We start from the raw sequence: 21,350 nt of genomic DNA, 5'->3' as shown, positions 1-21,350 counted from the left end.
GCTCAGGCGGCCTTCTGCATTTTGTCAAAGTGGGCGTTTTCGATCCGCTCGACTTCCGCGGCGGGGACGTAGTAGTCCACGTCGCGGTCGTAGGCGCGAACCACGAACGAGGCGATCATGCCGACGAAGCCGGCGATGGAGAGCCACCAGATGTGCCACACCAGGCCGAAGGTCATGGCCAGGCCGAACGCGCCGATGTAGACGCCCGCGGCGGTGTTGCGCGGCATGTGGATGTCCTCGTACTTGGCGGGGCGCTTGTAGGCGCGGCCGTTCTGCTTGTCTTCCCAGAACTGGTCCAGTTCCTCGACGTGGGGAATGTGGGCGAAGTTGTAGAAAGGCGCGGGCGAGGAGATCGACCACTCGAGGGTGCGGCCGTCCCAGGGATCGCCGGTGAGATCCTGGTTCTGCTTGCGCTGGCGCACGCTGACGAACACCTGCTGCAGCAGGAACCAGATGCCCAGCATGACCAGGGCGGCGCCGGCCAGCGCGACCAGCAGGTAGGGCTGCCACTCGGGGTTGTCGTAGTGGTTCAGGCGGCGCGTCATGCCCTTCAGGCCCAGGATGTACAGGGGCATGAAGGCCAGGAAGAAGCCGACGGTCCAGCACCAGAACGAGTACTTGCCCAGGCGCTCATTGAGCTTGAAGCCGAACGCCTTGGGGAACCAGTAGGTCATGCCGGCGATGCAGCCGAACACGACGCCGCCGATGATGGTGTTGTGGAAGTGGGCGATCAGGAACAGGCTGTTGTGCAGCACGAACGACACGCCGGGGATGGCCATGAGCACGCCGGTCATGCCGCCGATGACGAAGATGACCATGAAGCCCAGGGTCCACAGCATCGGGGTGGTGAAGTGCACGCGGCCCCGGTACATGGTGAACAGCCAGTTGAAGATCTTCGCGCCGGTCGGGATCGAGATGATCATCGTGGCGATGCCGAAGAACGTGTTCACGTTGGCGCCGGCGCCCATGGTGAAGAAGTGGTGCAGCCACACCAGGAACGACAGCACGCCGATGCAGGCCGTGGCGTAGACCATGGATTTGTAGCCGAACAGCGTCTTGCGGGCGAAGGTGGCGACCACCTCGGAATACACGCCGAAGGCCGGCAGCACCAGGATGTAGACCTCGGGATGGCCCCAGATCCAGATCAGGTTCACGTACATCATGACGTTGCCGCCCATGTCGTTCGTGAAGAAGTGCGTGCCCAGGTAGCGGTCGGCGGTCAGCAGCGCCAGGGTGGCGGCCAGGACCGGGAAGGCGGCCACGATCAGGATGTTGGTGACCAGCGAGGTCCAGGTGAACACCGGCATCTTCATCAGGGTCATGCCCGGCGCGCGCATGCGCAGGATGGTCACGATGAAGTTGATGCCCGAAAGCGTGGTTCCCAGGCCGGATATCTGCAATGCCCAGAGGTAGTAATCCACCCCCACGCCCGGGCTGTAGTCCAGGCCCGAGAGCGGCGGATAGGCCAGCCAGCCGGTCGCGGCGAATTCGCCGACGAACAGCGACAGCATCATCAGCACCACGCCCACCAGGAACAGCCAGAAGCTCAGCGAGTTCAGGAACGGGTAGGCCACGTCGCGCGCGCCGATCTGCAGCGGCACCACGATGTTCATCAGGCCCGTGATGAAAGGCATCGCCATGAAGAAGATCATGATGACGCCGTGGGCGGTGAAGATCTGGTCGTAGTGGTGCGGGGGCAGGAAGCCGGCGGAGTCGCCGGCCGCCACGGCGAGCTGGGTGCGCATCATGATGGCGTCGGCGAAGCCGCGCAGCAGCATGACCAGGGCGACGATGATGTACATCACGCCGATGCGCTTGTGGTCGACCGAGGTCAGCCACTCCGTCCACAGGTACTTCCACTTGCCGAAGTAGGTGATGGCGCCGAGCAGCGCGGCGCCGCCCAGCAGCACGGCGACCAGCGTGACCATGACGATGGGTTCATGGTACGGAATCGCCTCTAGGGTGAGTTTCCCGAACATTGTTAGTTAATTCCTGCGATCAGATTATTCGACGTGGGGGTGCACGTGGCGGAGTCCACGCCGGCCATCTTGCTCATGGTGCTGTTCAAGATGTAGTCGAACATGGCCGGAGGCGCCGAGGCGTACTTCACGACCGGGTTGTGTTCGCTGGGCTTGACCAGTTGCTGGTAGGTTTCGGGGGTGAGGGCGTTGCCGGAAGCCTTGGCTTCCTGGACCCACTTGTCGAACCCTTCCGCGGAGGTGGCGTGCGCCTTGAAGCGCATGCCGGAGAAGCCGCCGCCGCTGTAGTTGGCCGAGATGCCGGCGTAGGTGCCGGGCTCGCGCGCGATCAGGTGCAGCTTGGTTTCCATGCCCGCCATCGAATAGATCTGGCTGCCGAGCTGGGGAATGAAGAAGGAATTCATCACCGAAGCCGAGGTGATGCGGAAGTTCACCGGCGTGTCCACGGGGAAGGCGATTTCGTTCACCGTGGCGATGTCGTACTCGGGGTAGATGAAGAGCCATTTCCAGTCCAGCGACACCACCTCGATGGTCACCGGCTTGCGGTCGGAGGCCAGGGGCTTGTAGGGGTCGAGGGCGTGGGTGGAGCGCCAGGTGATCACCGCCAGGATGGCGACGATGATGACCGGGATGGTCCAGACCACGAGCTCGATGGCCGTGGAGTGGGACCACTTGGGCGCGTAGACGGCTTTGGTATTGGATGCGCGGTACTTCCAGGCGAAGGTCAGGACCATGATGATCACCGGCACGACGACGAGCAGCATGAGCCACGTTGCCGTGAGGAGCAGGGTCTTTTCCTGGGCGCCTATGTCTCCCTTGGGAGACAGGAGTTCCATGTTGCAGCCGCCGAGCAGCATGACCGCGCCGACGCCAAAAATGCGCGTAAGGGTCGCAAGGAGGGGGTGTTTCACGTACAGCCTTGGATGGAAGGTGGAGAATGCTGCTACGCAGCAGGCCAGGTGCTGCGGAGCAGCAACGTCCATCCTAGCGGTTTGATCTGGCGCAAGCCTGCGACAAATGGTCGCATTGGCCAGGGGAACTTACGGGAGATCGGCGGAAGAACCCGGATATCCCTGGGCGCCGCAGGGGCTCTGCGGGCACCGGAGGTGCGACGATATGTCGCACCCGCACATTTTCAATCCAGCAACACTTCGCGTTCCGGCCCCGGTTTCTTGGCAAGCTTGCGCTGCAGGGAGCGCCGGTGCATGCCCAGGAGGCGGGCGGCGGCCGAAACGTTGCCGCCGGTTTCGTGCAGGGCCTGGTGGATATGCTCCCATTCTAGGCGGTGCAGCGGCGTCATGGTGGTTTCGATGGTAACCGTTTCCGGCTTTACCAGGCCCAGGGTGCGCAGGATCATGGGCGCGGTGGCCGGCTTGGGCAGGTAGTCGTCCGCGCCCCGCTTGATGGCCTCCACGGCCGTGGCCACGCTGGCGTAGCCCGTGACCAGCAGAATGCGCATGTCCTCGCGCAGCGCGCGCAGGGGCCGGATCAGCGTCAGGCCCGAATCCTCGCCCAGGCGCAGGTCCACCAGGGCGAAGGCGGGCCGGATCTCCTCGGCCACGCGCAGCGCCTCCGCGATGCTCGTGGCGGTGCGGGTTTCCAGGCCCCGCCGCGACAGGCTGCGCTGCAGGGTGCGCACGTAAAGCTCGTCGTCGTCGATCAGCAGTCCAAGGTCGGTAGGATTCATGTCTCAGGTTCCCGGGTTGCCCAGGGGCAGGTAGAAGCGGATGCGCGTGCCTCCCCCCTCGGCCGCGGTCATGGTCATTTCGCCGCCCAGCTGCTCCACCGTGGCGTGCGAGAGCGCCAGGCCCACGCCCAGCCCGCCGGGTTTGCCGCTGTTGAAGAGGCTGGTGGCCGGCAGCAGGGTCTGGTCGGGGTCGAAGCCCCGGCCGTAGTCGCGCACCTCGCCGCGCAGCGCGCCATAGCCGTATTCCAGGTGCAGGTCCACCCGCGGCGCGCCGGCGGCCTCGCCCGCGTCGGCCGCGTTGTTGAGCAGTGCCTGCAGCAGGTGCGCGATGGCCGGATCCACCCGCAGGCTGGCGGGCAGGGCGCCCGAGCGCTGCAGGTCGATGGTGGGGCGGATGAGGCGCCACTGGCCCACCACCCGCACCAGGTCTACCGCGGTGGGCACGGCCAGGTTGCGGATGCGCTCGCGGCACAGGGCCAGGAGCTGCCGCAGCGTGGCCACGTCCTTGCGCACGTCTTCGTCGCTGACTTCGGCGGCGATCTCGTCGGCCAGCAGCGTCATGGTGGCCAGCGGCGTGTTCAGTTCGTGGGCCATGGCGGCGGCGTGGGTCGCCAGGGCCACGATGCCCTCGTTGCGGGTGAAGCGCTCGCGCAGCCCGGCCAGCTCGCGCTCGCGGGCGCGCAGGTCCGAGGCCAGCCGGGTGGAGAAGAACAGCACCACGATCACCGAGATCAGGAAATTGGCGCCCAGCCCCCACAGCAGCAGCACATGGGTGTTGGCGCTGCCCCGCAGCGGCTGGCCGAAGGCGGCGGCCGCGGCAAACCCCAGGATGCCCGCCAGCGCGGCGGCCAGGGCCCAGTTACGCGGCAGCGCCAGCGCCGCCAGGGCCGTGAGGATGAGGAACATCATCCCGAAGGGGTTGCTGATGCCGCCGCTCCAGCCCACCATCCAGGCCAGCACGGCCATGTCCACCAGCAGGTGCGAGAAGGCCGTGGCGTGGGAAAGATCGCGCGGATGCCGCAGGCGCAGGCTGGCGTAAACGTTGAAGCCGATGAGCGCGCCGACCCCGATCCAGAGCGGCTCCAGGGGCAGGTCCAGGCCCAGCAGGCTGCTGCTCAGCAGGATGGTGGCGGCCTGGCCCGCGATGGCGAGCCACCGCAGGCTGCAGAGCGTGCGCAGGAAGGAGAAAGCGGAACTACCGGGCATATACCTATAGAGCAGGGCCGGCAGACTGGCCGGCAGTCCTGGCGCCTGGCGCGTGGAACGCAGGCATCCCGGTCTGGCGGCGAGGCGGGGGCCGCGGCGGGGAGCGCCCGGGACGTGACCCGCATTGTAGGGGGAATCGGGGGACGGCGCTGCCCGACGGGGGCGTTAATGCGTCCCCTTTTCGCTGGCGCGGAGGCGGGCGCCGCCGCGCAGGATTGCGCCGCGCAGGACCGCGCCGCGCAGGACCCCGCCGCGCAGGACCGCGCCGCGCACGAAAAATCTTGGTACCCTTGGGCCATTCCGCTCACACCGCCAGCCCGCAGGTATCAGTGCCGCCGTCCACGCCCGCTTCGAGTCCGCTCCGTTCCGCCTCTCCGTCCGGCCGCAGGCCGCCGTTTTTCCGCCTGCTGGCTTCCATGGCGCTGGCGATGCTGCTGGCGGCCTGCGCCAGCACCCGGGTCGAGCCGGGCCATTACCGCGTCCAGTCCGGTGACACCCTGACCCAGATCGCGCGCAAGCAGGGCACCACGGTCGGCAATCTGGTGCGCTGGAACGGCCTGAAGAACGCCAACGAGATCGAAGTCGGGCAGGTGCTGCGCGTCGCGCCGCCGCCGGGGCAGGCCAGCGCGCCGGCCCCGCGTCGCCAGACGTCCAAGCCCCGGACCTCCAGCCCGGGCGGCGCCTCCGCGTCCCGCCACCGCACGGCGCCGCCGGGCGCCATTTCGCTGGTCTGGCCGGCCCAGGGCAAGCTGGCGCGCCGCTACGACGGCTCGCGCTCCAACGGCATCGTCATCGCCAACTCGGCCGGCACGCCCGTGGTGGCCGCCGCCCCGGGCACGGTCGCCTATTCCGGCAGCGGCCTGCGCGGCTACGGGCACCTCATCATCGTCAAGCACAGCGGCGGTTTCCTCACGATCTACGCCCACAACAGCAAGCTGATCGCCAGGGAAGGCCAGCGCGTGAGCCAGGGCCAGAAGATCGCCGAAATGGGCAATAGCGACAGCCGGCAGGTGGGGCTGTACTTCGAGCTGCGTTACGACGGCCAGGCGGTCGACCCCCTGGGATCGCTGCCGTCGCGCTGAGCGGGCGGCGCGGCCGCCAGCGCTCGCCGGGGGAAGGAGAGCGTCCATGGAACAGCAGTGGAGCAGGCGGGTCTTCATGATGGCGGCCGCCGGGGCTGCCGCCCTGGCCCGCGCGGCCCCGGCCGGCGCGCAGGCCGCGAAGCCCATGCCCGGCCAGGGCAGCCTGACCCGGGTGCCGGGCATCAAGGTCGGGCATTACACGGATACGCGCCGGCCCACGGGCTGCACCGTCATTCTCGCCGAGGGCGGCGCGGTGGCCGGCGTGGACGTGCGGGGCGCGGCGCCCGGCACCCGCGAAACCGACCTGCTGCGGCCCGGGAACCTGGTGGAGCAGGTGCATGCGGTGCTGCTGTCGGGCGGCAGCGCCTTCGGGCTGGACGCCGCCGGCGGCGTGATGCGCTACCTGGAGCAGCAGGGCATCGGCTTCGACGCGGGCGTGGCCCGCGTGCCCATCGTGCCGGCCGCCGTGCTGTTCGACCTGGGCGTGGGCGACGCGTCGGTGCGCCCCGACGCCGAGGCCGGCTATCAGGCCTGCAAGGCCGCCAGCGCGGAGCCGGTGCCGGAGGGCAACGTGGGCGCGGGCGCCGGGGCCACCGTGGGCAAGCTCTATGGCGCGGCGCGCGCCATGAAAGGCGGGCTGGGCAGCGCCGCCCTCATGGCCGGCGGCGTGACCGTGGGGGCGCTGGTGGCGGTCAATGCGGTGGGCGACGTGGTGGACCCGCAGACCGGCCGGGTGCTGGCCGGGGCGCGCACCGCCGACGGCCGGGCCCTGCTCGACACCCGGGCCGCCGTGCTCGGCGGCGAGCTGCCTCGCGCCATGCGGCCGGGCTCGGCCACCACTATCGGCGTGGTCGCCACCGACGCCGTGCTGACCAAGGCCCAGGCCGGCAAAGTGGCCCAGCTCGCGCACGACGGCCTGGCCCGCGCCATCAACCCCATCCACACCATGCTGGACGGCGACACCATTTTCGCGCTGGGCACGGGCGCCTCGCGCAAACCGGGCAATCCCATGCTGCTGGGCGTGCTGGCCGCCGAGGCCATGGCCATTGCCGTACAGCGCGCCATCCTGAGCGCGAGGGCGATTGCAGGCTATCCCGCGGCCGTCGATTTCGCGGGCTGAACGCCGGGCTGTCCTCAAGCTGTCATTCCGCGCGGGCATGCTCGCACGGGCGGGAACGGCCGCGGCCGCAACGCCACCCAGGGCGGGCGGGGCGCGCCGCCCGGGGCGGCGCACGGCGGGAGGGCGCGGATGGAGGAAGGGGAACGGTTCAACGGGGCGACGCACCTGGCCGGCCTGGCCATGGCCGTGCCTGCGTCCGGCGCGCTGCTGGACCGCGCGGCCGAGCTGAACGCGGACCCCCGCCAGCTCATCGGCTGCGCGGTGTTCGCGGCCAGCATGATCGCGGTGTATGCCTCGTCGGTGCTGTATCACTGGAGCCGGGGGGCGCGCAAGGCGTTCTGGGCCAGGGTCGACCATTGCGCGATCTTCCTGCTGATCGCGGGCACGTATACCCCGCTGGCGTTCGGACCCCAGCGGCCCCATTGGGGCCTGGCCATGGGCGCGCTGCTGTGGCTCATGGCGCTGGGCGGCATGGCGCGCGAGCTGTGGTGGGCGCGCGGCGCACCGCCCGCGCTGCCGCTCTACCTGGCCATGGGGTGGCTGGGCGTGATCTCGGCCGCGCCGCTGGCCGCCTCGCTGTCGCCCGACGGGCTGGCGTGGCTGCTGGCGGGAGCGGCCGTCTATACGGCCGGCACGGCGTTCTATGCGCGCGGCGCGCGCTGGCGGCACGCGCACGGCGTCTGGCACCTTTTCGTCATGGGGGGCACGGCCTGCCACTTCGTTGCCGTGTTCGGCTTTCTGCACGGCGCCCGCGGCTGATCCGGCGGATCGGCCCGCTTCAACGCCAGGCCGCCAGCGGCAGCATGCCCTGCCGGTCTTTCACTTTGCGCATCACGATGTGGGAGCAGATGTCGCGCACGCCCGCGATCTTGCTCAGCCGCGTTTCCACGAATTGCGAGAACGCGGCCAGGTTGCGCGTGCGCACGGTGAGAATGTAGTTGGAAGCGCCCGTGACGATGCTGGCTTCGGCGATTTCGTCATAGGCGGCGATGCCGGCCAGGAACTGCTCGTGCCAGTCCGCGCGCGACTGGTCGATGGAGACGTGCACGATGGCTTCCAGCTCGAAGCCCAGCTTTTCCGCGTCCAGCACGGCGCGGTAGCCCCGGATGAAACCGCGTTCTTCCAGCGCGCGCACGCGCCGCAGACAGGCCGAGGGCGAGAGCGACACCTGTTCGGCCAGATCCTGGTTGCTGAGCTGGCCGTTTTCCTGCAGGCGGCAGAGAATGCGATGGTCGGTGCTGTCCAGGGACATGGTGAATTTCCTGTCGAAATCATGGTTCAGAACAGAATTAAATTCGAAAAACCAGGGTTAGTCACGCCTGGATTTGCAATTTTTCGGCTCGCCGGCGCTGCTAGTATTTCCGCAGAGCCACATTGCCAGGAGTTTCCCCATGAATACCCGCCAAGCCTGCGCCGCCGCCGATCTCCAGGATCCGCTCGCGCCGCTCAAGCACCGTTTCGACCTGCCGCCGGGCGTGCTTTACATGGACGGCAATTCGCTGGGCGTACTGCCCAAGGCCGCCGCCGCGCGCGCCGCCGCCGTCATCGGCCAGGAATGGGGGCAGGGCCTGATCCGGAGCTGGAACACCGCCGGCTGGTTCGAGCTGCCGGCCCGCCTGGGCGACAAGCTGGGCCGGCTGCTGGGCGCGCGCGAGGGCGAGGTGGTGGTCACCGACACGACTTCGCTCAATATCTTCAAGGCCCTGGCCGCCGCGCTGCGCATCCAGGAGCAGCGCGCGCCCGGGCGCCGGGTCATCCTGTCGGAGCGCGACAACTTCCCGACCGACCTGTACATGATCCAGGGCATGATCGACCTGCTGCGCCAGGGCTACGAGATGCGCCTCATCGACGACGAGCTGCCGCTGGAAACGGCGCTGGACGAGTCGGTGGCGGTGGTGCTGCTTTCGCACGTGAATTACCGCAGCGGCCATATGCACGACATGGCGGCCGTGACCGCGCTGGCGCACGCGCGCGGCGCGCTGGCCATCTGGGACCTGGCGCACGCGGCGGGCGCGGTGCCGGTGGACCTGAACGGCGCCGAGGCCGATTTCGCCGTGGGCTGCACATACAAGTACCTGAACGGCGGCCCCGGCTCGCCCGCCTTCATCTGGGTGGCGCCGCGCCATACGCGCGACTTCTGGCAGCCGCTGTCGGGATGGTGGGGCCACCAGCGCCCCTTCGACATGGCGGTGTCGTACGAGCCGGCCGGCGGCATCCGGCGCTATCTGTGCGGCACGCAGCCCATCGTGTCGCTGTCGCTGGTGGAATGCGGGCTGGACGTCGCGCTGGAGGCCGACATGGCCGAGGTGCGGCGCAAGTCGCTGGCGCTGGGCGATCTGTTCATCGGGCTGGTCGAAACGCGCTGCGCCGGCCATCCGCTCACGCTGGTCACGCCGCGCGAGCATGCGCGGCGCGGCAGCCACGTGAGCCTGCGCCATCCGCACGGTTTCGAGGTCATGCAGGCGCTGATCGCGCGCGGCGTGATCGGCGACTACCGCGAGCCCGAGGTGCTGCGTTTCGGCCTGACGCCGCTGTACTTCGGCTACGCCGACGTATGGGACGCGGTGGAGATCCTGAAAGAGGTGCTCGACTCCCGCGCCTGGGACCGGCCCGAATTCCGCGAACGCGCCGCCGTGACCTGAACGCGCGCATCGGCGCGGCGCAGACAACAAGGAGGAGACGATGCAGCAACAACATGGATTCGGCCGGATCGCGGCGCGCGAGGCCGGGCTGCGGCGCAGGCTCAGCGCGGGGCAGATGAGCATGATCGCCATCGGCGGGGCGATCGGCACGGGGCTGTTCCTCGGCAGCAAGTTCGCCATCGGTTTCGCCGGGCCCAGCGTGATACTCAGCTACGCCATCGGCGGCCTCGTCACGCTGCTGCTCATGGGCTGCCTGGCCGAGATGACGGTGGCCCATTCGACCTCGGGTTCGTTCGGCGCGTACGCCGAGCACTATGTAGGGCCGCTGGCGGGCTTTCTGGTGCGCTACGCGTACTGGTCGTGCGTGGTGCTGGCGGTGGGCACCGAGGTGACGGCGGTGGCCCAGTACATGGCGTTCTGGTTTCCCGGCGTGCCGGGGTGGCGCTGGGTGTGCCTGTTCTCCGCCGCGCTCATCGTGGTCAACGCCTTGAGCGTGCGCGCCTTCGGCGCCATCGAATACGGTTTCTCCGCCATCAAGATCGCAGCCATCGTGGGGTTCATATTGCTGGGCGCCTACGTGGTCTGGGACAGCCCGCAATACGGCGTGGCGCGTTACACCGGGCACGGCGGGTTCTTTCCGCACGGCGCCTGGGGCATGTGGGTGGCGGTGGTGGTGTCCATCTTCAGCTACCTGAGCGTGGAGATGATCGCCGTGGCCGCGGGCGAGGCCGAAGATCCGGAGCGCGCGGTGCGGCAGGCGTTTCGCGCCACGGTGGCGCGGCTGCTGGTGTTCTACCTGCTGACTCTCGCGCTCATCCTGGCCATCGTGCCCTGGGACGAGGCGGGCAAGGCCGGGAGCCCCTTCGTGACGGTGATGCAGGCGCTGAAGATTCCGGGCGCGGCGGCCGTCATCAACTTCATTGTGCTGGTGGCGGCGCTGTCGGCGATGAACAGCCAGCTCTACATCACCACGCGCATGATGTTCAGCCTGGCGCGCGCCGGGCACGCGCCCGCGCCGCTGGGCCGCCTGACGCGCGGCGGCATTCCGCTCAACGCGCTGCTGGTGTCATCGGTGGGCATTGCGATCGCCGCCGTGCTCAATGCCTGGAAGCCCGAGCAGTCATTCACGCTCATGATGGCGATTTCGATGTTCGGCGCGCTGTTCACGTGGATGATGATCTTCGTCACGCACTACCGCTTCCGCCGCGCCTGGGCGCGCGGCGGCGCGCCCCTGTCGTTCCGCATGCCCGGCTTTCCGGTGCTGACCCTGCTGGGCGCGGCGGCCATGGCGGCCATCCTGCTCACCACGTATTTCACCGAGGCGTTCCACATGACGCTGCTCTTCGGGCTGCCGTTCCTGGGCGTGCTGGCGGCCTGCTATGCGGCGTTCTTCCGCCGCGCCGGCGCCGTGCCAGGGCGCGAGGCGGAGGCGGCGGGGGAGGGGGCCGGCAGGTGACCCGGTCGGCGCGCGACCCGGTCGGCAGATGAGCCGGCCGGCCCGCCGTCCGGCGCCTTCAGGCCGGCGGCGATGCATGGGCCGCGGCAAGCTCCGGCGCCGCCTCCTGGGCGATTTCCGGCGCGAGCGAGAACACGCGCAGCCGGTGGCCGTCGGGGTCCAGCGCCACGAACGAGCGGCCGAAATCCATGTCGGTGGGCGGCTGCAGGATGGCCAGGCCGCGCAGGCTCCAGTCGCGGTGGCGGCGGTTCACGGCGTCGGCGTCGGGCAGGCGGAAACCGATCTCCGCGCCGCCGCCCCGGCCGGCGGGGGCCGGCTCCACGGTGTGGCGCGACCACAGGCCCAGCTTCAGGCCGGTGTCCAGCGCGAAAAGGGCGAAGGTGGGCGAGCGCTCGATGGGGGAGCGGGCCAGCAGCGCGCTGTAGAAGGCCGCGCTGGCTTCGGGCTTGTCGACGTAGAGCAGCACATAGTTTCCGTCAGGGGCGATGGAGGATGAGTGGGACATGATGCGCTCCGGTTGCGGGAAGGAGCGTTCATCTTAGGCAGGCGCGCTGTCAGTTTCCGGCAGCAGTGTGCGCGTCTTGCCCGAGCCGCTCGCGCAGGCGCTGGCGCCATTCCTGCAGCAGCGCGTGCCGCCGCCGCGGGTAGCGTTCGCCGGCCTCCAGCGCCGCGATGCGGTCGGTGCGGAAATGCCGGAAATCGCCGCGCAGCTCGCACCAGCTCATGAGAATGCGCACGCTGTCGAAGAAGCCCAGCGCGAAAGGCCAGATCACGCGGGTGGAGGCCACGCCTTTTTCGTCGCGGTACTCGATGCGCAGTTTGCATTCGGCGCGGATGGCCTGGCGCACGAGCGCCAGGTCTACCTGGTCGGTCACGCCCGCGGAGCTCGGGCCGATGAGCAGCGGGGTGCCATCGATTTCGTCGCGCAGCCCGGGCGGAAGCACCGCGCCGATCTTGGCCAGCGCATTGACCGCGGCCTGGCCCAGGCGGGCGTCCGAGCGTTTCGCCACCCAGCGCGCGCCCAGGGCCAGGGCTTCGATTTCCTCGGTGCTGAACATGAGCGGGGGCAGCGTGAAGCCCGGACGCAGCACGTAGCCCACGCCCGGCTCGCCTTCGATCCGCGCGCCCTGCGACTGCAGTGTCGCGATGTCGCGGTAAAGCGTGCGCAGGCTGATGCCCAGCGTGCCGGCGAGTTCGCGCCCGCTCACCGGCAGGCGGTGGCGGCGCAGGACTTGCAGCAGGTCGAGCAGGCGGGCGGCGCGGGACATGAGAAGGGCGGCAAAAAAACGCATGCTGCCACGAAATGCGCCGCCCGTGCGCCCGGGTTGACGTTTCCCCTCGCTTCCCATTTAGAATGAGATTGATTTTTATTTGACTTGTTTTTCGGGGGTGTTTTGGCTGACCATGCGTTCGCCTCTGGCGATGCCGTCCAGGCGCTGTACCGCGCCCACCACGGATGGCTGCACAACTGGCTGCGCGCCAGGCTGGGCAATTCCTTCGACGCCGCGGACCTGGCCCACGACACCTTCGTGCGGGTGCTGCGCCATCGGCACGAGCTGGAGGCGCTGCGCGAGCCGCGCGCCTACCTCGCCACCGTGGCGCGCCGGCTGATGCTCAACCATCACCGGCGCCGTTCGCTGGAAGCGGCCTACCTGGAGGCCCTGGCCGCGCTGCCGCCGGCGCAGGTTCCCCCGGCGGAGCAGCGCCTCATCCTGCTCGAAACCCTGAACGAAATCGACGACATGCTCGACGGCCTGCCGCCGCGGGTCCGCCAGGCTTTCCTGCTGGCCCAGCTGGAGGGGCTGAGCCACGCCGAGATCGCGGCGCGGCTCGGCGTCTCGCTGCGGTCGGTGCATCGCTACGTTACGCGGGGGCTGGAACAATGCATCATGGTGGTGAGCTGAGGGCGGGCCTGGCCGGGCTGCCGCCCGTGGACCGCCGGGCGGCAAGGCAGGCGGCCGGCTGGCTGCTGCGCCTGAACTCGCCGCGCGCCACCGAGGCCGACGTCCGCGCCTGCGACGCATGGCGGGCCAGCAAGGCCGAGCATGAGCATGCATGGCAACGCGCACAGCGCGTCAATGCGCGGCTGGGACTCATCCCCGCCGGCCTGGGCATGGCCTCGCTGAACCGTCCCGCGCAGGCGTCGCGCCGCGCGGCGCTCAAGACGCTGGCGGCCCTGGCGGCCGCGGGGCCGCTGGCCTGGGCCGCCTGGCGCGCCGATCCTTTCGACTGGACCGCCGACCTGCGCACCGGCGTGGGCGAGCGGCGCTCGGTGGCGCTGGGCGAAGGGTCCACCCTGGAACTCAATACCGGCAGCGCGGTGGACATCCGGTTCGACGGCGCGCGGCGGCTGCTGCGGCTGCGCGAGGGCGAGATCGCGGTGCGCGCCGTGGCCGATGCCGGGCCGTCCGCGAGGCCGTTCATCGTGCGCGCGCCGCAGGGCGACATCGTCGCGCACGAGGCGCGCTTCTGCGTGCGGCTGCTGCGCGGCGCCTGCGGCGTCTCCGTGCAGGAGGGCGCGCTGCGGCTGGATCCGGCCCGCGGGCCTTCCCTGGCGCTGGCCGCGGGCATGCGGGCGAGCCTGTCCGCCGGCGGTGCGTCGGAGCCGCTGGCGGCGGACCCGCACGCCGTCGACTGGCTGCGCGGCGTGCTGTATGCGGATGCCGCGAAGCTGGGCGCGTTCCTGGCCGAGCTGGGGCGCTACCGGCCGGGCCTGCTGCGCTGCGACCCGGCCGTGGCCGGCCTGCGCATTTCCGGGGCGTTCCAGTTGCGCGACACCGACGCGGTGCTGGCCGCCTTGCCGGCCACGCTGCCGGTGGCGGTGCGCTATCGCACGCCGTACTGGGTCACGGTCGGGCCGCGCGCCGCGGGCGCTTGAAAGAGTCTGATTCTGCATCCGTCCCCGCGGTTCAATCGAAAATGAAAAGAAAAATGGTTCCTGTTATGTCAGGTTTCGTGCCCAGGCGGGTCATGGTGGGTAGAGGCAAACGAATTGCCGATACCCGCTGGATCGAAAGGACCTTCCATGGCTCATCTCCCCGCACGCCGCTCGCGCGGCATTTCCCCGGCGGCCGCCCGCGCCCGCCGGCCCGCCCGTTCGCGGCCGGCCCTGCATGCGGCGCTCGCGCTGTCTGCCGCGGCGCTGGCGCTCCCTCTGCATGCCGCATCCGCGCCGTCGCCGTCGGCGCCGGCCGCATCTGCGCCGGCCGTGCCTTTGCCGGCCGCGCCCATCCTCGCCCAGGCGGCTGCGGGCGCCGGGGCCGGGGCGCGCAGCTTCCGCATTCCGGCCGGGTCGCTGGCCGGCAGCCTGCCGCGCTTTGCCGACAGCGCGGGAATCACCGTGCTGTTTGATCCCGCCCTGGTCGGCGCGCGCCGGGCGCCCGCTCTGGAGGGGCGCTACACCGTCACGCAGGGTTTTGCCCGGCTGCTCGAAGGGTCGGACCTGGCCGTCCAGCGCCGCGGCGGCGGCGTGTACGTGCTGCGCCCGGCGCCCGAGCCCGGCGTCACCGAGCTTGCGCCGGTACAGGTCGAAGGCGAGGAGTCTCCGGAACCGGCCGCCTGGCAGACCAGCACGGACCGCGAGCGCCTGGACGCGCTGCAGATCCGTGGCTGGAGCGATCTGGGCAGGCGCGCCGAGCCGGGCGTGAACTTCAACCGCCAGAGCGGCAGCATCAACATCCGCGGCCTGGACCAGGACCGCGTGCTCACGCGCGTGGACGGCGTGCGCCTGCCCTGGCTGGACGACGGCGCGCGCGGCGTGAAGGGCGGGCTGGAGGCGGTGGATTTCGACATGCTGTCGCGGCTGGATATCCTGCGCGGCGCCGACGCCATGGCGGGCAGCTCGGGCGCGACCGGCGGCCTGGCCGACCTGCACACGCTGGACCCCTCCGATCTGCTGCCGGACGGCCAGGCCTTCGGCGCCCTCGCCAAGGCCGACTACGATTCGGCGGACACCAGCCGGGGCATCAACGCGGCCCTGGCCGGCCAGCTGCGCGACCACACGTTCTGGCTGCTGCAGGCCGGCGCGCGCCGGGGGCACGAGCTGGGCAACCGCGCCGACGCGGGCGGCCTCGGCCCCAGGCGCAGCGAGCCCACCCCGGCTGGCTATGACCAGACCAGCGTGCTGCTGAAGCTGCAGCAGCGCCTGGAGGGCGGCCACCGCCTGGGGCTGACCGGCGAAACCTTCCGGCGCAGGGAGCGGCTGGACAATCTGTTCCAGCAGGGCCCGGGCACCAGCTACCTGGCCGGCGCCAACACGGGAAACAAGGAAAACCGACGCGAGCGCGTGTCGTTCGACTATGACTACCGCGCACCCTCGGCGGGCGGCCTGCTCGATACCGCGCATGCGGTGGTGTACTGGCAGCGCACCACGCTGGACAGCGGCCTGGACGGCGTGCGGTCGGTGGACAGGCGCGCCTACGCGATCCCCGGCGACCCCTTCTACTACCGCTATCCCAGCGGCCCCTTCGGCCGCGGCAACTCCATCCGGCAGACGCTCTACGGCGTCGACGCCGAGGCGTCCAGGCGGCTGGGGTCCGGTTCGTTCCGGCAGACGCTGTCGGCCGGCGGCGAGTGGTTCGGCAACAAGACCGAGCAGCATTCCGGCGGCTACGACAATTGCCCCGCGCTGCCGCCCGGCCTGCCCGCGCGCCTGGGCCCGCGCCTGTGCGACATGCTGCACACCAACCAGGCCGACATGCCGGAATCGCGCGGCAGCCAATGGGCGCTCTGGGCGCAGGACGAGTTCGGTTTCGCCGAGGGCCGCTATACGCTCGCGCCCGCGCTGCGCTACGACCACTTCGAGCAGAAGCCGCGCGCGACCGCCGGCTACGCCAGCAACCCCAACGCGGGCCCGCTGCCGCCGTCCAACAGCGGCGGCCGTTTCTCGCCCAGGCTGCTGGCCACCTGGAGGGCGCGCGAGGCGCTCTCGTTCTACGCCCAGTACGCCTACGGCTTCAAGGCGCCCACGGCCACCGAGCTCTACACCAACTACGGCGGCCCCGGCACCTACCTGCGCGTGGGCAACCCCTACCTGAAGCCCGAAACCAGCCGGGGCTGGGAGCTGGGCGCCAACATGGGTTCCGGTTCGCTGGGCGGCGCGGTATCGTTCTTCGATAACCGCTACCAGGACTTCATCGACAAGGGCGTCTCGCTGGATGCCGGTTCGCCGCTGTGGCAGCCGGGCTGGGAAGACCTCTATCCCAATGGCGTGACCGGGGCCGTGAACCGGGCGCGGGTGCGCATTTACGGCGCCGAGGCCAGCGGGCACTGGAGGTTCGCGCCGGGCTGGCGCACGTGGGGGTCGGTGGCGTGGGCCGTGGGCAAAGACCAGGACACGGGGCGGCATCTGAATTCCGTGGCGCCCCTGAAGGCGATCCTGGGTCTGGGTTATGCCCGCGACGCCTGGGGCGTGGACGCCACGCTCACCACGGCGCTGCGCCGCGGCAAGGTCCAGTATCCCGACGCCGCCGCCAAGGCGCCCAATGCCGATTTCAAGGCGCCCGGCTACGGCGTGGTCGACCTGAGCGGCTACTGGCAGCCGGCGCCCGTGCGCGGCCTGCAGGTGCGGGCGGGCGTCTTCAACCTGTTCGACAGGAAATACTGGGAGGCGCTGAATGTGCCGACCGCGGGGCCCATGGCGCTGCCGCGTCCGGTGGACTGGTACACGGAACCGGGCCGCAGCGTGCGCGTCTCACTGAGTTATCGGTACTGATCCGCCAGGGGGCCGCCGGCCCCGTGCCGGCGGCGGTTTCGCAGCAGTTATATTTCAGGCCGGAGGGCCACTGAACATGAGCGAACGAGATTTCGAAAACCGCGCGGCGGCGCTGCGCGCCCGCCACGACGCGCTGGCCGCTTCGCAGCCCAGGCTGCGCGCACGCAACGCCGCCCAGGCGCTGGGCGTGTCCGAAGCGGAATGGGTGGCGGCGGGCTGCGGCGGGTTGCGGGCCACGGCCTTGCGGGGCGCGCCCGATGCGCTCGCCCCGCAGGCCATCTTCCGCGAACTGGGTTCGCTGGGCGAGGTCATGGCGCTGACCCGCAACGACTGGTGTGTGCACGAGCGGCACGGCCGCTACGAGGACATCCAGGCCGAGGGGCCGGTGGGCCTGGTGCTGGGGCCCGACATCGACCTGCGGGTGTTCTTCTCATGCTGGAAATCGGCCTGGGCCGTGGAAGATGAGGGGCGCCAAAGCCTGCAGTTCTTCGACGGCGCCGGCGTGGCGGTGCACAAGGTCTACCGCACCGACGCCACCGACGCCGCCGCGTGGGACGCCCTGGTGTCGCGTTTCGCCGCGCCCGCGCAGTGGCCCGAGGTCCAGCCCTACGCGCCCTCCGACGAGGCGCAGCGCGTGGCGGACAGCGCCGGCTGGCGCGAAGCCTGGCTCGCCATGCAGGACACGCACGAATTCTTTCCGTTGCTGCGCAAGTTCAAGGTGTCGCGCCTGGCGGCGCTGGCGGCGGCGGGCGAAGACCTCGCGCAGCGCGTGCCTGCGGATTCGGTCGAGCGCATGCTCGAGTCGGCCGCCGCTTCCGGGCTGTCCATCATGTGCTTCGTGGGCAACCGGGGCATGATCCAGATCCACACCGGCCCCGTGCACAAGCTGCAGCGCACCGGCCCCTGGTACAACGTGCTCGACCCGAAGTTCAACCTGCACCTGAACACCACGGCCATTGTGTCGGCCTGGGTGGTCAACAAGCCCACTTCCGACGGCTGGGTGACGTCGCTCGAGCTGTACGCCGGAACCGGCGACCTCATCGCGCAGTTCTTCGGCGAGCGCAAGCCCGGCAAGCCGGAACTGCGCGCGTGGCGCGAGCTGATGCTGGGCCTGTGCGCCGCGCCCCTGGCCGCCTGAGGACGACGCCATGAAAACCTGGATGGCAATCGCGCTGGGCTGGGCGATGGCGGCGTGCGCGCATGCCGCGTCCCCGGAGCGCGTGGTGACGCTGGGCGGCAGCGTCACCGAAATCGTCTACCGCCTGGGACAGGAAAAGAAGCTGGTGGGAGACGATCTCTCCAGCCTCTACCCCGAGGCGGCAACCAAGCTGCCGCGCGTGGGCTATTACCGCGCCGTGCCGGTGGAGGGCGTGCTGGCGCTCAAACCCGACCTCGTTCTGGCCTCCGAGCAGGCCGGCCCGCCCGAGGCGCTCAAGCGCCTGGGCGAGGTGGGCGTGCGGGTCGTCACGCTGTCCGACCAGCCTTCGGTGGAATCGCTCATGGACCGCATTCACGGCGTGGCCGAGGCGCTCGACGCGCAGGCCGAGGGCGAGCGCCTGGCGGCCAGCGTGGCGCAGGACCTGGAACGCGCCGAGGCGCTGCCGGCCACCCGGGCGCGCGCCGTGCTCCTCGTCAACCGCACCGGCACGCCGCAGGGCGCGGGCGCCGGCACGGCCGCCAACGAAGTCCTGCGGCTGGCCGGGCTGGAGAACGCGCTGGCCGGCCAGCAGGGCTACAAGCCGGTGTCGGCGGAGGCCATGGGCGCGCTGGCGCCCGACATCATCGTCATCACGCAGACCTCGCTGCAAGCCACCGGGGGCATGGAGGCCCTGCTCAGGCTGCCCGGCATCGCGTCCACCCCCGCGGCCGCCAGGCGCCGCGTGGTGGTCATGGACGACCTGCTCATCCTCGGCATGGGCCCGCGCCTGCCGCAGGCGCTGACCGAGCTCAAGCAGGAGGCGGCGCGTGCCATGGCGCGATAGGGAGCGCGCCTCGAAGGCGGCCCGGGCGCCGCTGGCGTTGCTGGCCCTGGCGCTCGCCCTGGCGGCCGTCATGCTGGCGGCCAGCGCCAGCGGAGCCGTCGAGATTCCGCTGCGCGCGCTGCCCGGCCTGCTCTGGGGCGCGCCGGCGGGTTCCGCCGCGCAGGGCGGGGCCGACGCGCTCTGGCGCAACGTGCTCATCGATATCCGCCTGCCGCGCGTGGCTTTCGCGGCCGTGGCGGGCGCCGCGCTGGCCGTTTCCGGCGCGGCCATGCAGGCGCTGTTCCGCAATCCGCTGGCCGAGCCCGGCCTGATCGGCATTTCGGCGGGCGGTGCGCTGGGCGCGGTGAGCGCCATCGTGCTTACCTCGGGAGGTTTCTGGGTGCTGGCGCCGGCCGCGTTCGCGGGCAGCCTGCTGGCCACGTTCTGCGCCTACGTGCTGGGGCGGCGCGTGCCGGGCGTGGCGGGCCTGCTGCTGGCCGGCATCGCTATCAACGCGGTGGCCGGCAGCATGATCGGCCTGTTCACGTTCATCGCCAACGACGCGCAGTTGCGCGACCTCACCTTCTGGAGCATGGGCAGCCTGGCGGGCGCCAACTGGAAGCTGCTGGCGTTCCTGGCGCCGTGGGTGCTGGCCATGTCCTGGTGGCTGATGCGCCAGTGGCGCGTGATGAACGCGCTCCTGCTCGGCGAGCGCGAGGCCCAGCACCTGGGCTATGCGCTCAAGCGGGTGCGGGCCCGCCTGGTGCTGGCCTGCGCGCTCATCGTCGGGCCGCTGGTGGCCGCCACGGGCGGCATCGGGTTCGTGGGCCTGGTGGTGCCGCACCTGGTGCGCATGACGCTGGGCGCCAACCACCGCTGGCTGCTGCCGGCCTGCGTCATCGGCGGCGCGCTGGCGCTTACGCTGGCCGACTGGCTTTCGCGGGTGGCGGTGGTGCCGGCCGAGCTGCCCATCGGCCTGGTGACCAGCCTGGTGGGCGGGCCTTTCTTTCTGTGGCTGCTGGCGCGCGGCCGGAGGCGGTTCTGATGCTCGCTGCCGAGAATCTCACGCTTGCGCGCGGCGGCGCGCGCATCCTGGACGGCGTTTCGCTGCGGCTGGCGCCGGGCGAAGTGGTGGGGCTGCTGGGCGCCAACGGCGCGGGCAAGTCCACCTTGCTGGCCGTGCTGGCCAACGAGCTGGAGCCCGATGCGGGCGCGGTCGTCCTGGACGGCGAGCCGCTGTCCAAGGTGGCGCACCGGCGGCAGGCGCGCCGCCGGGCGGTGCTGCCGCAGAAGCCGGGCCTGAGTTTCGACCTCGACGTGCGCGAAGTAGTGGGCATGGGCGCTTATCCGTTTCCCGAGCTGTCGCCCGCGCAGGTGGAACGGCTGGTCGACGATGCGCTGGCGCGCGCCGACGTGGCCCATCTGAAATGGCGCCGCTATCCGGAGCTGTCGGGCGGGGAACAGCAGCGCGTGCAGTTCGCGCGCGTGCTGGTGCAATGCGCCGCGGGGCGCGCGGACGGCGAGCCGCGCTACCTGCTGCTGGACGAACCCACCGCCAGCCTCGATCCCCGGCACCAGACCGACCTGCTCCGCGTGGCGGCGGCGCTGGCGCACGGGGACGGCGCGGGAGTGCTCGTCATCCTGCACGACATGAATCTCGCGGCCCGCTGGTGCGACCGGCTGCTGCTGCTGGCGCAGGGCCGCCAGGTGGCCGCCGGCGCGCCGGCCGAGGTGCTGCGGCCGGCGCATCTGCGCCAGGCCTACGGCATCGAGGCCCACGTCATCGCGCATCCCCTGCAGGCGGGGCGGCTGCTGGTGCTGACCGACTGAGGGAGGCGGCCGCCGCTAAAATGGGCGGATTCGTTCATCCCGCAGTCGTTCACCCTCTTACAGGACTTACGTGTCATGCCTTCCTTCGACGTAGTTTCCGAAGTCGATAAACACGAACTTTCCAATGCCGTCGACCAGGCCAACCGCGAGCTGGCCACGCGCTTCGATTTCAAGGGCACGGACGCCAAATTCGAGCTCGAGGGCTATGTGGTGACGCAGATCGCTCCGAGCGCGTTCCAGCTCAAGCAGATGCTGGACATCCTGCGCGGCCGCCTGTCGGCCCGCGGCATCGACGTGCGCTGCCTGGACGCGGCCGCGCCGCTGGAGAACCTGGGCGGTGCGCGGCAGAAGATCACCATCAAACAGGGCATCGAGCAGCCCGTGGCCAAGAAACTGATCGCCGCCATCAAGAACGCCAAGCTCAAGGTCGAGAGCCAGATCAACGGCGACAAGCTGCGCATCAGCGGCAAGAAGCGCGACGACCTGCAGACCGCCATCGCGCTGCTCAAGAAGACGGACGTGGACCTGCCGCTGCAGTTCGAGAATTTCAGGGAATAGGGGCCCCACCCCCGAAGCGCCCGCGCTTCCCCTTCGAGGGGAAAGCGCGGGCGCTTCGGGGGTGGGGCCCCTATTCCCTGAAATTCTCGAACTGCAGCGGCAGGTCCACGTCCGTC

General features: G+C 70.4%; 20 protein-coding genes. 13 read left to right on the top strand and 7 right to left on the bottom strand.

Going from position 1 to position 21,350, the window contains the following annotated elements:
* Positions 1-2: 2 nt before the first annotated feature.
* From cyoB to NGJ44_RS21370, 4 genes are all read right to left on the bottom strand, one after another.
* Positions 3-1,979 carry a cytochrome o ubiquinol oxidase subunit I gene (gene cyoB / locus NGJ44_RS21385; RefSeq protein WP_053245653.1) on the bottom strand — a complete coding sequence of 659 codons (1,977 nt, stop codon included), beginning with the start codon at positions 1,977-1,979 and terminating at the stop codon, positions 3-5.
* Between the two features lie 2 nt (positions 1,980-1,981).
* Complete coding sequence (gene cyoA / locus NGJ44_RS21380) at positions 1,982-2,890, bottom strand: ubiquinol oxidase subunit II (protein WP_053245654.1); 909 nt, start codon at positions 2,888-2,890, stop codon at positions 1,982-1,984.
* A gap of 224 nt (positions 2,891-3,114) precedes the next feature.
* Positions 3,115-3,666 (bottom strand): response regulator transcription factor, encoded by a 552-nt coding sequence (locus NGJ44_RS21375; RefSeq protein ID WP_053245655.1) that lies wholly within the window; start codon positions 3,664-3,666, stop codon positions 3,115-3,117.
* A gap of 3 nt (positions 3,667-3,669) precedes the next feature.
* On the bottom strand, positions 3,670-4,872 hold the full coding sequence (locus NGJ44_RS21370; RefSeq protein ID WP_251865682.1) for a sensor histidine kinase: 1,203 nt from the start codon (positions 4,870-4,872) through the stop codon (positions 3,670-3,672).
* Between the two features lie 416 nt (positions 4,873-5,288).
* On the opposite strand from NGJ44_RS21370, the gene NGJ44_RS21365 reads away from it, so the two are divergent.
* The 3 genes from NGJ44_RS21365 (at position 5,289) to trhA (ending at position 7,833) form a co-directional block, all read left to right on the top strand.
* Positions 5,289-5,954, top strand: a complete 666-nt coding sequence (locus tag NGJ44_RS21365; protein WP_251865698.1) for a peptidoglycan DD-metalloendopeptidase family protein — start codon at positions 5,289-5,291, stop codon at positions 5,952-5,954.
* A 46-nt stretch (positions 5,955-6,000) separates the two neighbouring features.
* Complete coding sequence (locus NGJ44_RS21360; RefSeq protein ID WP_251865681.1) at positions 6,001-7,074, top strand: P1 family peptidase; 1,074 nt, start codon at positions 6,001-6,003, stop codon at positions 7,072-7,074.
* 129 nt (positions 7,075-7,203) lie between these two features.
* On the top strand, positions 7,204-7,833 hold the full coding sequence (trhA, locus tag NGJ44_RS21355) for a PAQR family membrane homeostasis protein TrhA (protein ID WP_251865679.1): 630 nt from the start codon (positions 7,204-7,206) through the stop codon (positions 7,831-7,833).
* A gap of 19 nt (positions 7,834-7,852) precedes the next feature.
* On the opposite strand, the gene NGJ44_RS21350 is transcribed toward trhA, so the two are convergent.
* The gene (locus tag NGJ44_RS21350) at positions 7,853-8,326 is read right to left on the bottom strand and encodes an Lrp/AsnC family transcriptional regulator (protein WP_251865676.1); all 474 of its coding nucleotides are present in this window, start codon (positions 8,324-8,326) and stop codon (positions 7,853-7,855) included.
* Positions 8,327-8,465: 139 nt separating this feature from the next.
* Between NGJ44_RS21350 and kynU the strand changes: the two genes are divergently transcribed.
* Positions 8,466-9,716, top strand: coding sequence for a kynureninase (gene kynU, locus NGJ44_RS21345; RefSeq protein WP_251865674.1), 1,251 nt, complete (start codon positions 8,466-8,468; stop codon positions 9,714-9,716).
* Between the two features lie 40 nt (positions 9,717-9,756).
* On the top strand, positions 9,757-11,172 hold the full coding sequence (locus NGJ44_RS21340) for an amino acid permease (RefSeq protein WP_251865672.1): 1,416 nt from the start codon (positions 9,757-9,759) through the stop codon (positions 11,170-11,172).
* A 58-nt stretch (positions 11,173-11,230) separates the two neighbouring features.
* Here NGJ44_RS21340 and NGJ44_RS21335 read toward each other — a convergent pair whose 3' ends face one another.
* A complete protein-coding gene (locus tag NGJ44_RS21335; RefSeq protein ID WP_251865670.1) occupies positions 11,231-11,677 on the bottom strand; it encodes a VOC family protein in 447 nt (148 codons plus the stop codon).
* 49 nt (positions 11,678-11,726) lie between these two features.
* The gene (locus NGJ44_RS21330; protein WP_251865667.1) at positions 11,727-12,440 is read right to left on the bottom strand and encodes a helix-turn-helix transcriptional regulator; all 714 of its coding nucleotides are present in this window, start codon (positions 12,438-12,440) and stop codon (positions 11,727-11,729) included.
* Between the two features lie 126 nt (positions 12,441-12,566).
* Between NGJ44_RS21330 and NGJ44_RS21325 the strand changes: the two genes are divergently transcribed.
* From NGJ44_RS21325 to NGJ44_RS21290, 8 genes are all read left to right on the top strand, one after another.
* Positions 12,567-13,076 (top strand): sigma-70 family RNA polymerase sigma factor, encoded by a 510-nt coding sequence (locus NGJ44_RS21325; protein WP_053246667.1) that lies wholly within the window; start codon positions 12,567-12,569, stop codon positions 13,074-13,076.
* Positions 13,055-14,050, top strand: a complete 996-nt coding sequence (locus NGJ44_RS21320) for a FecR domain-containing protein (RefSeq protein ID WP_251865665.1) — start codon at positions 13,055-13,057, stop codon at positions 14,048-14,050. Before NGJ44_RS21325 ends, NGJ44_RS21320 begins: the two co-directional genes overlap by 22 nt.
* Before the next feature lie 147 nt (positions 14,051-14,197).
* On the top strand, positions 14,198-16,885 hold the full coding sequence (locus tag NGJ44_RS21315) for a TonB-dependent receptor (RefSeq protein WP_251865664.1): 2,688 nt from the start codon (positions 14,198-14,200) through the stop codon (positions 16,883-16,885).
* A gap of 76 nt (positions 16,886-16,961) precedes the next feature.
* Positions 16,962-18,023, top strand: coding sequence for a hemin-degrading factor (locus NGJ44_RS21310; protein WP_053246665.1), 1,062 nt, complete (start codon positions 16,962-16,964; stop codon positions 18,021-18,023).
* A gap of 10 nt (positions 18,024-18,033) precedes the next feature.
* Positions 18,034-18,867, top strand: coding sequence for a heme/hemin ABC transporter substrate-binding protein (locus NGJ44_RS21305; protein ID WP_251865662.1), 834 nt, complete (start codon positions 18,034-18,036; stop codon positions 18,865-18,867).
* Between the two features lie 70 nt (positions 18,868-18,937).
* A complete protein-coding gene (locus NGJ44_RS21300; RefSeq protein WP_251865696.1) occupies positions 18,938-19,891 on the top strand; it encodes a FecCD family ABC transporter permease in 954 nt (317 codons plus the stop codon).
* Positions 19,888-20,676 (top strand): heme ABC transporter ATP-binding protein, encoded by a 789-nt coding sequence (locus tag NGJ44_RS21295; RefSeq protein ID WP_251865694.1) that lies wholly within the window; start codon positions 19,888-19,890, stop codon positions 20,674-20,676. Before NGJ44_RS21300 ends, NGJ44_RS21295 begins: the two co-directional genes overlap by 4 nt.
* Positions 20,677-20,751: 75 nt before the next feature.
* Positions 20,752-21,234, top strand: a complete 483-nt coding sequence (locus NGJ44_RS21290; protein WP_251865660.1) for a YajQ family cyclic di-GMP-binding protein — start codon at positions 20,752-20,754, stop codon at positions 21,232-21,234.
* Positions 21,235-21,350 lie beyond the last annotated feature (116 nt).

The sequence above is a fragment of the Achromobacter sp. Marseille-Q4962 genome (genome assembly GCF_943737005.1).
Classification (GTDB): domain Bacteria; phylum Pseudomonadota; class Gammaproteobacteria; order Burkholderiales; family Burkholderiaceae_B; genus Achromobacter.
This window is presented reverse-complemented; position numbering and strand designations above follow the sequence as displayed.